Genomic DNA, 13500 nt, shown 5'->3' on the forward strand with positions numbered 1-13500 from the left:
CCTAGGAGCGTCGCTCAGGGCCGTCGTCCAGGGCCGCCACCCAGGGCCGCCACCCAGGGCCGCGGCTCAGGACCGCGGCTCAGGACCGCCTCCTAGGGCCGCCACCTAGGAGCGTCGCTCAGGGCCGTCGTCCAGGGCCGCCACCTAGGGCCGCCGCCCAGGAGCGCCGTTCAGGCCGCTCGCGGCGTGGCGTACTACGGGTGTTCGTTCGTCCAGCCCGTCTCCAGGATGGTGTGGGTGCTCCACACCGTTCCCGGCTCCAGTCCGGCCTGGAGGCCGCCGGGCTTGACGACTACGCTTTCGCGCGCCAGCGCGCGGCCGGACTTCTCGTCGATGATCAGCCGGACCTGAACCACGCCCTTGGCGGTGTCACCGGGCTTGCGCTGGGAGATGTCCGCGATGGCGATCGCGGTGCCCGGGCGCCCGGCGGCGTCGGTGACCTGGCCGAGTGAGGTGACCGACGGCAGGTCAGCAAGCATCCGGAAGGCCGCCGCGAGCACCTCCGGGCTCACCGGCATGTCGGTGATCAACCCGTCGGTCACCCGGAACAGCCAGGCGTCCTCCGCCATCGGAGCGCCGGACTCGGTGTCCTTGCCCTCGTAGAAACGGAGCAGGTCAGCCTTGAGCGCAGCCGGATCGGTCGGCAGGCTCCGCAGGTCGGCCATGGTGACGTTGCGGCCGAGCCAGAAGATCTCCTGGCCCCGGGTGTGACCGGTGCGCGGCCGCTCCGCGCTCTCCTGGATCGGGATCCGCTTGCGGCCCGCGAAGGTCAGCTCTCGCGGTGATCCCGCCTTCTCCCAGGCGGCCCGGTCGGCGTCGGTCGCGGGCTTGACGCCCAGGGCGCGGGTGGAGCCCCACTGTTCGTCCGCGCCCACCCAGCTCTCGCTCTCCTGCTCTATGGAGATCACGAAGCCTTCGTTGACCGGATGGAGACTGCGGGAGCGGCTGGAGACGTGCCAGTAGTCTCCGGCGGCGGCGGGCCGGCGCTCCGCGCTGGTCGCGGCCACGAGCAGCACCTCCCTCGCCGACAGCGTAACCGGCTGCGCCGCGACGTCCGGCGCTCCCGGCGACACGACCGGGGCCGAACCGGCGGCCAGCGCGACCGCGGTCACGGCGGCCGCCGCCGCGCCCGCCAGGCCCAGGCCCCAGGTCAGCGACTTCCTGCCGCGGCGCGGCACCCGCGCGGGCTGGGCGAAGGCGTGGGCCAGCTCGGCCTGCCGGGTCCGCGGGTCCACCGGCCCGCCGGTCAGGTGGGCCGGGCGGGCGGCACGCAGCTCTTCCATCGGGTTCACGACAACTCCTCGACGAGCCGGGGCTGGGACAGCGGGGGGGATTCGAGCTCGGCACGCAGGCGTTTTCTCGCCCGGTGCAGCCGGACCCGGAAGGCGGGCACCGAGCAGCCGAGCACCTTGGCGGCGTCTTTCGGACTCAGGCCCTGCCAGGCGACGAGAATGAGGATCTCGCGTTCGTCCTGGCTGAGTCTGGCCATGGCCTTGAGCACGCCCAGGCGTTCGGCCACGTGGTCGGCCACGTCGGCGGTGATCCACGCGCGCATCTCGCGCTGGATCCCCTCACGCCTGGCCTCGGCCCTGATGGTGTCGCGGAGCACGTTGCGCGCCACACCCAGCAGCCATGGCAGGGCGTTCCGCGGCATCTGGTCGAACTTGCGCCAGGCGATGGCGAACGTCTCGCTCACCACCTCGTCGGCCACCTGCCGGCCGGCGCGGCTGACCACGTAGGCCCACACGCGTTGTCGGCATTCGTCGTAGATGGTGGTGAAGCGCTCTCGATCGCTCGTCACCGCCCCAACCCCTCACGTGTCCCGGAACTGTTCACAGGAGGAAGTGGTCCGAGACCATCAGAAATTACAAGCCGGCCGGCGATCCCGTCAGATCCGGCCCTGGGCACCTTGGACGCGTGACAGTGGTTCGCAAGGGGGCCAGTGTGAGATATGGGTCATCTCGACACCCCTGAAGCGGAGTATCGGTGCATCAAAGCATGACATGTCCGGACTGTGGAGCGCCGCTGCCCGGCTCCGGCTCCGGGTCCTGGTCCTGGTCCGGCTCCGGGTCCGCGTCCGGCTCCGGGCCCCAGGAGCCGGTGTCCAGGTCCAGGTCCAGGTCCAGGTCCCGGGAGCCGGTGTCCAGGTGCCCGAGGTGCGGGCTGACCCTTCAGGGACCCGCCGCATACGAGCTCTGGCAGGTGGACCAGGCTCTCGCCGGGCTGCGGGACCAGCAGGCGCGGCTGCGAGCCCGCCGCACGGACCTGCTCGGCATCCTCCGCACCGGCACCGGCACTGGCACTGGCACCGGCACCGGCACCGGCACAGGCACCGGCACCGGCACAGGCGCAGGCGCAGGCGCAGGCGCTGATGCTGGCGTGGCGGGTCAGGCCGTCGGGGACGCGGCGCCGCCGGCGTACGGTGGCGCGCCGCATGCTGGCGTGCTCCCGCCGCACGGCGGCACACCACCGTACGTCGGAGTGCTCCCGCCGCACGCTGGCGCGCCGCACGCTGGCGCGCCGCACGCTGGAGTGCTCCCGCCGTACGGTGGTGTGCCGCATGCTGGTGTGGTCCCGCCGTACGGTGGTGTGCCGCATGCTGGTGTGGTCCCGCCGTACGGCGGTGCGCCGCGCGCTGGTGTGGTGTCGCCGTATCCGGCGGTGGGTTACGCGGGCGGGGGGCCTGGTGCTGCGCCACGGGAGGTCTCGCAGGCTGCTACGAAGAACGTGCTGCTCATTCTCGGGGGCCTGCTGCTGACGGTGGCGGCGGTGGTTTTCACCGTGGTGAGCTGGGGGTGGCTGGGGATCGGCGGGCGCGCGGTCGTGCTGGCCGGGTTCACCGCGTTGGTCATGGTCGCGCCGGTCGTGCTGATGCGGCGCGGGCTCACCGCGACGGCCGAGACCGTGGCCGGGTTCGCGGTCGCGTTGCTGCTGCTCGACGGGTACGCGGCCAGACAGGCGGGATTCCTCGGGGCCGACGCCCTCGACGCGTCGCATTACACGGCGGGGGTGCTCGGGGGCACCGCGCTCATCCTGGTGGCCTACGCCCGGGTCACCCGGCTGACTGGGTCGGGCCCGCGGAGCGGGGTGGCCTACGCCCGGGTCACCCGGCTGACTGGGTCGGGCCCGCGGAGCGGGGTGGCCTACGCGCGGGTTACCCGGCTCCGCGGGCCCGGTCCGGTTGCCGTGGTGCTGGCGCAGCCGGTGCTGACGCTGCTGGCCGGGAGCCTGCCGGGGACCTGGCTGGTCGCCGCGCTGGTGGCCACCGCGGCGTTGGACGCGGCCCTGGTCCGTCATGTCCGGGGAGCGGTGCGGGTGACGGCCGCCCTGGCCGGCAGCGGGGTCGCCGCGCTCGCTCTGCTGGGTGGCACGACGTACGCGCTGGGGGCTCCGTCCGTCGGTCAGGCTCTGGTGAGGGTGGGGCCGCTGGTGGCGCTGGCTCTGCTGGGCGGGTTCGTGATCTGGCTGCTGGCCAGGCAGGGCGACGTCGAGGGGGAGACCTGGGCCGCCGTGGTCACCGCCGGGACCGCGCTCACGCTGATCGCCGTGGTGGCCGCGCCCGCGCAGGCGGCGCTGGCCGGTCCGGGCGCGGGCTGGCGCTCCCTGGCCTATCTCGTGCCGGCGCTCGCGGTGGTGCTCGCCGCCACGTGGCTGCCCTGGCGGAGGGTACGGCTCGCGGGCATGGCCACCGGTGGGCTGGTGGCGTTGCTGGTCACGCTGACGCTGCTGCCCCGGCTCGTGGTCACCCTGGGGTCGCCGCTCCCGTGGCTGGACGTGTTCTGGACGGGCACGTGGGGCGGACCGCAGTGGCAGCCGTTCGCGACGGCGTCGCCTGCGGACGTGGTGGTGCTGGGCACGGTGGCCGCCGCCCTCCTGGTGGCGGCTGTGTGGGGCGCTGGCGGGCGGCCGGTGATGGAGGTGCTTCCCGGCACTGCTGGGAGGGCGGTGCCTCGTGGCGAAAGCGAAAGCGAAAGCGAGGGCAAGGGCGAGGGCGAAGGCGAAGGCGAAGGCGAAGGCAAGGGCAAAAGCGAAGCGAGGGCAAGGGCGAAGGCGAGGGTAAGGGCGGGGGCAAGTGGCCGGTGCGGGTGGCGGCGTGCGGGGCGCTGGTGGTCGGGGCGCTCATGGTCGCCGTCGCGCCCCAGGCCTTCGCGATGCCCTACCCGGCCGTGGTGGCGGTCCAGGTGGCGCTGGCCGTCGCGCTGGCGGTCGCCGCCACGCTGGGCCGGGCGCCGTGGTGGGCCGGGGCGTGCGCGCTCGTCGCCGGGGCGGCCTCGACGCGGGCGGCGGCGTACGCGTTCGGCAGCGAGCCGGCGACGCTGATCGTGCTGCCTGTCCTGGCGTCGGCGGCCGCCGTCATGGCGCTGGCGGGCAGGACGAAGGAGCTCCAGGTCTGGGCGCCGGCCTTCGGCGCGCTGTTCCTCGGGCTGGAGGCGGTGGCGGCGGGGCTTTCGCTGGGCGTGCGCGTCCTGGTCGCGGCGAGCATGGGATTCGCCGTGGCCGGTGTGCTGGCGCTGCTCTGGTCGCTGCGGGCGGGGCAGGGCGGCGCGCGCGGTCTCAGGTACACCGGCGCCGTCCTGCTGTTGCTGGCCTCGTGGCTGCGGCTGGGGGCGGACGAGGTCACCGTGGTCGAGGCGTACACGGTGCCGTGCTCGCTGGTCCTGCTGGGATCCGGCTGGTGGCGGCGGCGTGGCGCACCGGCCGGGTCCTGGGCGGCGTACGGTGCGGGCCTCTCCTTCACGATGCTGCCCAGCCTGGTCGCGGTCTACGCGGACGCCGAATGGCGGCGGTCGCTGGGCCTCGGCGTGGTGGCGCTCGTGGTGCTGGTCGCCGGGGCCAGGTTCCGGTTGCGGGCGCCCACGGTGATCGGAGCCGTCGTGCTCGCCGGTGTCGCGGTGCGGGAGCTGGCCCCGTACGTGTCGGAGATGCTCCTCGTGGTGCCGCGCTGGGCTCCGATCGCCGTGGGCGGGCTGCTGCTCGTGGTGGTCGGGGCGACGTACGAGGCCCGCATGCGGGACCTGCGCAAGTTGCGTGACACCTTGACAGCGATGGACTGACCTACCCGTGACGCTTGGTGAACGGCAGGACGAGCCGGGACGGGTGGGCCGCGTCGCGGTAGATCTTGTGCGTGACGGGACGGCCCACCGGCAGGTGGAAGGCGTCCGGCGGCAGCAGCGCGTTGTGCGCGTCGGCCAGTGGTTCGTCGTTGGACAGCTCCACCAGCAGCCGGTGGCCGGGGCGGAACGTCGCCGCGAACGGGTAGAGCCGCAGGACGTACTCCTCGATCTCGCCGGGCTTCACGGGCACGGCGCGGGTGTGCGGGTGGTACGGGTTGCCCTCGGTGGTCCGGTCGTCCAGCTCGCGGTGCGACGCCTTGAGGAAGCCTGTGGTGATCAGCTGCCGGCCGCCGTCCGGGGCGACGTCCCACAGCCGCATGATGAAGTTCGTGTCATCCTGGTCGATCTCGGCGAACAGGTGCGCCGCGCCGGTGCCGATGAGCTCCACGGGCTCCTCGAACGGCTCGGTGCTCCAGCTGACGATCTCCACCTTGTCGGTCACCGTGAGGGGCGCCTGGTAGAAGCCGTCCGGGGCGGCGTGCTCGGCGCCCATCAGCTCGGGCTCGGGGGAGAGCTTGTGGCGCGGGCGCAGGTAGAGCGGCCTGTAGTCGATCTCCTTCGGCGGCCACTGCGACGCGGTGACCACCTCGCGCGAGCCCTCCACGAAGACGCTCACGGCGGGTTCGTCCATGATGCCGTTGTCGATGCCCTTGAGCCAGTAGTCGTACCAGCGGAACATCTTGTCGTGCTCCTCGATCCAGGGGCGCGACTGCATCGGCGGGTAGGAGCCGATGTCGAGCTTCTTGGGGCCCTTCAGCACGTCGAACAGCTCGATGTGGCCGTCGACGGTCCAGCCGCGTCCCTGATCGATCTGCAGGTAGACCGGGATGTCGATGTTCTCGGCCAGCTTGACGGGGTTGCGCTCCTCGTACCACTCGCCGTCGAGGTCGTTCATCACGATGTCGAACCAGAACTCGCGGTTCCTCGGGTACCTCAGCACGTGCACGAGGTTCGGCCACGCGGCGACGTCCGGGTCCCGCAGGCGCTCGTCGACGAGCTTCCTGAGCTCCTCGGGGGAGTGGACCTCCTGCATGCGGGACCGCACGTCGGTGTGGGCGATGCCGGAGTCGCCGCCGCGTCCCTCGCGGGCGGCCCTGGGCATGAACCACATGATGCCGCCGTGGTAGGTGGTCTCGTAGAAGTCGAAGTGGCCGCCGCTGACGAAGATCGCCTTCAGGTGCGGCGGGCGCTCGGCCGCGGCGTACACCTGCATCGACCCGAAGTACGAGATGCCGATCATGCCGACGTTCCCGTCGCACCACGGCTGCGCGGCGACCCATTCGACGACGTCGTACAGGTCCTGGCCCTGGGGGACGCCGCCGGCGTTGTAGTTGCCGATCATCACGCCGCCGGAGTCGCCGGTGCCGCGCATGTCGCCGATGACGTGGACGTAGTCCTCCTTGACGACGCGCGCGATGTCGCCGGCCTCGATGCAGCCGTCCCACATCGGGCTGGGGCGGCGCTGCGGCGGCGTGGTGAGCGCGAGGGCCTGCAGCTCCTTGCCGTAGGCGCTCATCGCGATCAGGGCAGGGCGCGGCCGGTCCTCCGTGCCGTGGTAGGCGTCCGCGGCGAGGGTGACCCCGTCGCGCATCGGCACCCGCAGGTCCTTGCGTACGGCGATCGCCTGCCCGCCTGCGTGGATCGTCTGGAAGTCAGCCATGAGATGTCCTAGTCCTGGTCGAGGTGCGTGCGGTAGCCGTGCATCGACGTGAAGAACGGCGACGGCTCCAGCGCCGGGTCGCCGGTGTAGCCGAGGCTCTCGGCGACGGGCGCGAACGGCGAGTACGGCGAGTCCGTCTCCCGCGGGCCGTCCAGGAGGCAGCGGCGGGCCGCCTCGCTCACCCGTGCCTCGATGTCCAGGCTCTGCTGGAGCGCCTCGCGGGCCTGCCCCGCGTCGAGCTCGACGCCGTACGGGGTGCCGTCCGCGCGCCGGTACGGGTGACCGAGGTAGAGGTGGCGCGGCCGGATCTCGTCGCGCAGGAAGCGCAGGCTCTCGCGGTACGCGGCCGGGTCCGCGAAGCCGGGGAAGCCGTTGGCGGCCCCGTGGACCTGGACGGCGTCGCCGACGAACACCCGGCCGCCGGCCTCGTAGGCCACCGATCCGGGCGTGTGGCCGGGGATCGCGTGGACGGAGACGGTGACGTCGCCGCCGAGCGAGAGGGTCTCGCCGCCCTGGACCAGCACGTGCGGCTCCAGTTCGCCGGAGATGACCGCGTCGGCGGCGGCCGTCACCTTGGCCTCGCCCTCCGCGTCGTTCAGGTAGCGGCCCCGGCCCCGGAGGTACTCGTCCACGTGCGCCCGGCGCGAGCGCAGCATCGGGGCGTCGGCCTCGTGGATGACCACCCGCGCGCGGCGGCCGGTCAGCTCCCACAGGGCGTGGGCGCCGCCGACGTGGTCGATGTGCCCGTGGGTCAGCAGGATCCAGCGCACGTCCTCGATGCGCCGCCCGATGGCGGCCAGCGCGGGGGCCATGCCCTCGGCGGGCGAGGAGGCGATCCCGGTGTCGACGACGGCCGGCTCGGGCGCGTCGAGGAAGAAGCTGTACAGCCCGAACCGGCCCCACGGCGAGACCAGGGGATGGACGTTCATGACGTGCCCCTCAAGAAGGCGGCCGTCTCCCCGAAGACCCGGTGGTACTCCGGGATCCAGGAGAAGTGCTGGACGAACCCGTGGCCGGCGCCCGGATAGCGGCTCACCGTCGCCGCCACCCCTGCCTCCTTGAGCCGCCGGCCGTAGAGCTCGCCCTCGTCGCGCATCGGGTCGTACTCCGCGGTCACGATCAGCGCGGGCGGCAGCCCGGTGAGGTCGGCCCGCTTGATCGGCGAGACCCGCGGATCGGCGGGGTCGGCGCCGCTGTCGAGGTAGAAGGCGTTGAACGGCTTCAGCCCCGCCGTCTCCAGGCCGTAGCCGACGGTGTTCTCGCGCAGCGAGGCGTAGCGGTCCACGTCGAAGTCGAGATCGAGTGACGGGTAGAACATCACCTGGTGGGTGATCCGGTCGAAGCCGTCGTCGCGCGCCAGCCCGGCGACCGCGGCGGCGAACGTGCCGCCGGAGCTGTCACCGGCGACGGCCAGCGTCGCGCCCTCCCGGCCGAGGTTCCCGGCCGCCCAGCGGACCGCGGCGTAGCAGTCGTCGAGCCCGGCGGGGAAGGCGTGCTCGGGCGCTCGCCGGTAGCCGACGGAGACGACCTTGAGCCCGGTCTCCTTCGCCAGCGACCTTGCGACGTGGTCGTGGGTGTCCAGGCTGCCGAGGAAGAACGCGCCGCCGTGGAAGTAGACGAGCAGGTCGTACGCGTCCGCCTCGTGCGGTGTGTAGACCCGCACCGGGACCTGTCCAGCGGTGAGGTCCTCTACGGAGCGGAGCGGCAGCCGGTCGGCCACGGGCGGGACCTGGGCCTCCTCGGCGGCGCGCATCGCCGCAGGGTCCAGCGGGCCGGGAGGAGGCGCCGGCAGGCCGGCGAGGACGCGGGCGATGTCAGGGTGCAGTGGCATGTCAGACCTTCGGGATGTTCCGGGACGTGGGCGCTACGACGCGGGCGTCTGGGACGCGGGCTTCTGGCCGGGGAAGACGTCGCTGATCTCGTCCTCGGTCCAGCCCTGGCGCGAGATCCGCTGAAGCTCGTCGGTCACCGGCTTGCGGGCGGCCTGGTAGCTCGCCAGCGCCTCCTTGACGGAGCCGGCCTCCTTGAGCGCGTCGGCGAGGGCGCCGGCGTCCAGGATCGCCGAGTTGGCGCCCTGACCCTGGTGGTGCAGCATCGAGTGGGCCGCGTCGCCCACGAGGACGACGGAGCCGGAGTGCCACGTGTCGACCGGGTCGATGTCGTAGACCGCGCGGCAGTTGACGGCGTCCATGTCGAGGCCGCGGGTGATGTTCACGATCCGCTCGTCGAAGCCCTCGACGCACTTCAGCAGGTCGTCCTTGGTGACCTTCGGCGCCCAGGTGCTGTCGGGGCACAGGGCGGTGATGTCGAACGAGACCTGGTCGCGGTGGCGCAGCGGCAGGAAGTAGACCTTCGTGCCCCGGCCGATGTACATCCGGAAGTTGTCGTCGACGGCCATCCCGTGGGCGTCGCCGACGGGGATCACGACGCGGTAGGCGTGCTCGCCGGAGAACACCGGCCGGTTGTCGCCGAACAGCCGCGCGCGCACGACCGACTTGATGCCGTCGGCGCCCACCACCAGGTCGGCGGTGGCCGACGCGCCGTTGGCGAAGGTCAGCGTCGCCCTGTCGCCCTCGTCCTGGATGCCCTCCAGCTTGTGGCCGAGGTGGACCATGCCCTCGGGGAGCACGCCCAGGAGGGCCTCGATGAAGTCGCAGCGGTGGATCAGCCGGGTCTTCTCGCCGAAGGTGTCGATCTCCGGCCAAGCCTCCTTGATGATCGGCTCGGCGGTGGCGGTGAGGATCTCGAAGTAGTCGCTCGGCGAGCTCACCTTCGCGATCGCGTCGAAGATGCCCCACTGGCGGAACCGGTCCATGGTGGACGGCCGCAGGCCGATGCCGGCGCCGACCTCGTGGATCCGGCTCGCCTGCTCGTAGACGTCGACGGTGGCGCCGAGGAGGCTCAGAGCCTTGGCCGCGGCGGCGCCGGCGTACCCCGCGCCGACGACGGCGATCTTCAGGTTCTTCAGGTCTGAGGGCTGCATGCTTGTGGTCCTTGTCAGTTCTGGATCGTCAGGAAGTCGGCGGGGTTGTCGACGAAGATGGTGGTGATCGTGGCCTCGTCGAGGCCGGCGGCACGCAGGTCCGGGATGAGGTCCTCGAAGATGTAGTTGACCGTGTGGCCCTTCACGCCCGGCCAGCCCAGCGGGCTGCAGTTGGCGTCGGCCGAGGCGAGCACCTTGCCCAGGTGCCCCTGACCGATGAAGCGCAGGAAGTGGTCCAGCCGCTCCTTGCGCGGACGGGCCCAGAAGGGCGGGTCCTCCAGCTCGGTCTCGTAGCCGAAGGTGTCGAACCCGATCCGGCCGCCCTGCTCCGCGATCCAGGTGTCACGGGTCTTGTCGGCGTTCACCCCGTCGTCGACGTGCCCGAACAGGACGCGGTCGAGCGGGAGGCCCTCCTCGGTGAAGATGGCGATGGCGTTCTCGGCGTCGATCGCCAGGTGGGTCAGGATGGGCACGCCGGTGGCCAGGGCCGCGCGGGCGGCGGCGCGGTAGATGCGCTTGTCCAGGTCCGTCATGCGGCCGCCGCGGCTCACGCCGACCTTGATGATGCCGGCACGGCCGCCGGTGTCGCCGATGCCCACGGTGATCTCGTGGACGAAGTGCTCGGTCAGATAGCCGACGCTCGCCCGGGCGAAGAACGGCAGCGCGGTGTCGCCGCCGACGAAGCCGGTGCTCGCCACGATGTGCACGCCGGTCTTGGCCGACAGCGACCTGTAGTAGTCGACGTCGCGGCCGTTGCAGATGCCGGTCGCGTCGACGAAGGTGCCGCCGCCGTACTCGTGGAACCGGCGCAGCTTCGGGACGGTCTCCTCGTACCGCTGCTCGGGGGTCTTCCACCACTTCGTGTCCAGCTCGGAGCCCGGCATGCCGTACCCGATGTGCTCGTGGACGGCCACGAGACCGAGTTCCTCGGCCGGGATCGGCCCCAGGACGGTGTTCACTCTCGACACAAAACTCACCTTCGAAGCTCTCTCGGGCTGCCGCGCTCAGCGCACCGACAGCAGGTCGCGGGGGTTGTCCACGAGGATCCGCCGGACGTCCTCGTCGCCGAGGCCCCGTGTCCTGAGGAGGGGGACGAACGTGGTGAGGACGTGGGTGTAGCGCACGTCGTTGGCGGGGTGTCCCTTGGCGACGCCGGTCGCGTTGCTGGAGAGCAGGATCCGGTCGCGGTGGCCGGCCTCGATCAGCTCGGCGACCAGGGCGGCGCGTCCGGCGTCGGTGACGTGGGCGTCGTCCTCGGTGCCCACGTGGTCGAGGGCGACGTAGGCGCCGCGGGCCGCGACGGCGAGCGGCGCGCCGGCCGCGACGGCGTCCCTGCGGTCGAGCCCGCCGACGACGACGCGCCCGGCGGGCAGCTTCTCGTCCAGGACGACCTCGAGATCGTGTACGGCGTCGCCGCCGTAACGGATGGACACCGGGACGCCGGTGGCGAGGGCGGCCCTGGCCGCGCCGCGGAACAGGCTCTCGTCTGTCGCGGTCATGCCCGAGGAGGTCGCGGCGGTGGCCATGAGACCGGCGGCGCCGCGCCGTTCGACCCGGGGGACCACCATGCCCTCGGTGACCTCCTTGGCGAAGAGGTCGGCGAACTTCTCGGCCGGCCAGGGCGTCGGCGGGTTGGTCTGCGGCGTCAGGAAGTAGCCGCCGAGCAGCTCCTCGGGGCCCTGGCCTGTCGACGCGACGATGTGCACGCCGGTGGCGCGCGAGAGGGTCTCGTAGAGCCGCACGTCGCGCCCGTGGAACATGCCGGTGCTGTCGACGATCGTGCCGCCTCCATGGCGGCGGAAGTCCGTCAGCTTCGCGGCCAGGGTCTCGAAGATCTCGGCGCGGTCGAGGGTGACGTCGAACGCGTGCTCCGCTCCCGGGAACACCGACAGCAGGGCTTCGTGCACCGCGACGACACCCAGCTCCCGCGCGGGAACCGGGCCGAGGACGGTGTTGACGGTGTCGGTCTGGTCGCCCATCACTGCCACTCCTTTCGGGTTTCAGCTCGGGTCTCAGCGAGTGACCGCGTCACCCCGCACTGTGAATCGTGGCATCTGGTTTTACATTGTGTCAAGCAAATGTCCGTCACGTAAATTTACCTATCCATTCGTACTGGGCAGGTCGGCGTCGTGCTTCGAGCCGAAGAGCCCGAACAGCGTCAGAGCCGCGGCGGCGGCGGCGCAGAGGGCGGCGACCAGGAACGCGAGGCTGTAGGCGCTGCCGAGCGACTCGAGCGCGAGCGTGCGCAGGCTCTCGGGCATCGGCACCGGCGGCATGTCCGGACCGGCGCCGGGCACGACCGGCATCGAGTTGATCGCCATGGCGCCGCTCCCGTTCGCGATCCCTCCGGCGACGTCGGTGTACGGCGGCTGGAGGCCGGACGCGCCGAGTGCCCCGCCGAAACCGGCGCTCATGTCGCTGTTCGCCCGGCTGACCGCGAACGCGGCGATGAGCACCGGGCCGAGGGCGAAGCCGAAGTCGCGGAGCAGGTTGGTGGTGGCGCTGGCCATGCCTGCCAGCCGCAGCGGAACGGTGTTGATCGCGACCGCCGTGATCGAGCCGACGGTGAGCGCGAAGCCGACGCCGAGCGCCAGCATCGGGGCGATGAACCGCGTCCAGTCCATGTCGTGGACGTCGAAGGTCGAGCACCAGACGCCGCTGACGGCGATGAGGGAGAAGCCGGCCGTGAGCACCCAGCGGGGCGAGAAGTTCCTGATCAGGTGGGAGACGATCGGCACCAGCACGAAGGCCGGGCCCTGGATGAACAGGAACAGCACGCCGATCTTCAGGGCGCTCTGGTGCTGGATCGCGCCGAGCCAGATGCTCATCGAGTAGCAGGTCGCGAGGAACGCGAACATGCCGACCACCGTGGCGATCGCGACGACCGCGTAGGAGCGGTTGGCGAAGATGCCGAGGTGCAGCAGCGGCACCTCGGTGCGCAGCTCGATGACGACGAAGGCGCCGAGGAGCGCGACGCCCAGGACGAAGGCGCCGACGATCTCGGGGCGGGCGAAACCGGCTTCGGAGCCCTGCGTGGCGGCGAAGAGAATGGCGATCAGGCCCAGGGCCAGCGTGACCTGGCCGGGGACGTCCAGTTTGCGGCCCTCCGGCGCCGAGGAGTCGGCGGCGAACCGGGTGATCACGATCGACACGACCGCGGCGGCGACCACGACGAGGTACGACGCCCGCCAGTCGCCCTGCTCGGCCAGCCATCCGCCCATCAGCGGGGAGATCGCCGCACCGATCGAGAGGAAGCCGGCCCACACGGCGATGGCCTTGGACCGGGCCTCCTGCGACGGGCTGGCCGCGGCCAGCATGGCCAGCGAGATCGGGTAGAGGATCGCGGCCCCGAAGCCCGCCACGGCCTGCCCGATCCACAGGGCCTGGACGGTCTCGGCGACGTAGCTGACGAGTGAGCCGGCCACGGTCAGCAGAGCACCCGCCTGCAGCAGCCGCTTGCGGCCGAACAGGTCGCCGAGCACGCCGGTGGTCAGCTCGAAGACGACCATGGGGATGGCGAAGGCGGCCGTGACCCAGGTCAGTTGGGCGCCGGTGGTCTGGAACTCCTGGTGGAAGGTGCCGTTGAGGGCGCCGGGCAGTGAGTACGCCACCTGCGCGAGGAGGACGGCGAAGCAGCCGGCGATCACCGTGGCGGTGTGGCCCTGCTTGCGCGCAGCGGTCTGCGTCATCGCGGTTCTTTCTTGTCCACAGGCCGGACCGGTTCCGGCCGCGCTCGGGATCGG

At 72.0% G+C, this 13500-nt stretch carries 10 protein-coding genes; 1 reads left to right on the plus strand and 9 read right to left on the minus strand.

Features of this window, described 5'->3' with window-relative positions; genetic code table 11:
* Positions 1–194: 194 nt before the first annotated feature.
* Both AB0K05_RS15655 and AB0K05_RS15660 read right to left on the minus strand, forming a co-directional pair.
* A complete protein-coding gene (locus AB0K05_RS15655; RefSeq protein ID WP_364229790.1) occupies positions 195–1283 on the minus strand; it encodes a CU044_5270 family protein in 1089 nt (362 codons plus the stop codon).
* Positions 1284–1288: 5 nt separating this feature from the next.
* Positions 1289–1801, minus strand: coding sequence for an RNA polymerase sigma factor (locus AB0K05_RS15660; RefSeq protein ID WP_364229683.1), 513 nt, complete (start codon positions 1799–1801; stop codon positions 1289–1291).
* A 926-nt stretch (positions 1802–2727) separates the two neighbouring features.
* Between AB0K05_RS15660 and AB0K05_RS15665 the strand changes: the two genes are divergently transcribed.
* A complete protein-coding gene (locus AB0K05_RS15665) occupies positions 2728–4320 on the plus strand; it encodes a hypothetical protein (RefSeq protein WP_364229685.1) in 1593 nt (530 codons plus the stop codon).
* 735 nt (positions 4321–5055) lie between these two features.
* On the opposite strand, the gene AB0K05_RS15670 is transcribed toward AB0K05_RS15665, so the two are convergent.
* From AB0K05_RS15670 to AB0K05_RS15700, 7 genes are all read right to left on the minus strand, one after another.
* Positions 5056–6774 carry a CocE/NonD family hydrolase gene (locus AB0K05_RS15670; RefSeq protein WP_271275640.1) on the minus strand — a complete coding sequence of 573 codons (1719 nt, stop codon included), beginning with the start codon at positions 6772–6774 and terminating at the stop codon, positions 5056–5058.
* A gap of 8 nt (positions 6775–6782) precedes the next feature.
* Positions 6783–7703, minus strand: coding sequence for an MBL fold metallo-hydrolase (locus AB0K05_RS15675; RefSeq protein ID WP_364229688.1), 921 nt, complete (start codon positions 7701–7703; stop codon positions 6783–6785).
* Positions 7700–8605 (minus strand): alpha/beta hydrolase, encoded by a 906-nt coding sequence (locus tag AB0K05_RS15680; protein WP_364229690.1) that lies wholly within the window; start codon positions 8603–8605, stop codon positions 7700–7702. Before AB0K05_RS15680 ends, AB0K05_RS15675 begins: the two co-directional genes overlap by 4 nt.
* A 33-nt stretch (positions 8606–8638) precedes the next feature.
* Positions 8639–9757 carry an FAD-dependent monooxygenase gene (locus AB0K05_RS15685; protein ID WP_271275643.1) on the minus strand — a complete coding sequence of 373 codons (1119 nt, stop codon included), beginning with the start codon at positions 9755–9757 and terminating at the stop codon, positions 8639–8641.
* A gap of 14 nt (positions 9758–9771) precedes the next feature.
* A complete protein-coding gene (locus AB0K05_RS15690; RefSeq protein ID WP_271275644.1) occupies positions 9772–10725 on the minus strand; it encodes a phosphotriesterase in 954 nt (317 codons plus the stop codon).
* A 36-nt stretch (positions 10726–10761) separates the two neighbouring features.
* Complete coding sequence (locus AB0K05_RS15695) at positions 10762–11736, minus strand: phosphotriesterase (RefSeq protein WP_364229692.1); 975 nt, start codon at positions 11734–11736, stop codon at positions 10762–10764.
* A gap of 120 nt (positions 11737–11856) precedes the next feature.
* Complete coding sequence (locus AB0K05_RS15700; RefSeq protein ID WP_271275646.1) at positions 11857–13446, minus strand: MFS transporter; 1590 nt, start codon at positions 13444–13446, stop codon at positions 11857–11859.
* Positions 13447–13500: the final 54 nt, after the last annotated feature.

The organism is Nonomuraea sp. NPDC049486 (assembly GCF_040676925.1).
Lineage (GTDB): Bacteria > Actinomycetota > Actinomycetes > Streptosporangiales > Streptosporangiaceae > Nonomuraea > Nonomuraea ferruginea.

What these genes read in the sequence shown, in the direction of transcription:
- AB0K05_RS15655 (WP_364229790.1), bottom strand. Translation starts at nt 1,283, where the DNA reads ATGGAAGAGCTGCGTGCCGCCCGCCCGGCCCACCTGACCGGCGGGCCG.
- AB0K05_RS15670 (WP_271275640.1), bottom strand. Translation starts at nt 6,774, where the DNA reads ATGGCTGACTTCCAGACGATCCACGCAGGCGGGCAGGCGATCGCCGTA.
- AB0K05_RS15675 (WP_364229688.1), bottom strand. Translation starts at nt 7,703, where the DNA reads ATGAACGTCCATCCCCTGGTCTCGCCGTGGGGCCGGTTCGGGCTGTAC.
- AB0K05_RS15680 (WP_364229690.1), bottom strand. Translation starts at nt 8,605, where the DNA reads ATGCCACTGCACCCTGACATCGCCCGCGTCCTCGCCGGCCTGCCGGCG.
- AB0K05_RS15685 (WP_271275643.1), bottom strand. Translation starts at nt 9,757, where the DNA reads ATGCAGCCCTCAGACCTGAAGAACCTGAAGATCGCCGTCGTCGGCGCG.
- AB0K05_RS15695 (WP_364229692.1), bottom strand. Translation starts at nt 11,736, where the DNA reads ATGGGCGACCAGACCGACACCGTCAACACCGTCCTCGGCCCGGTTCCC.
- AB0K05_RS15700 (WP_271275646.1), bottom strand. Translation starts at nt 13,446, where the DNA reads ATGACGCAGACCGCTGCGCGCAAGCAGGGCCACACCGCCACGGTGATC.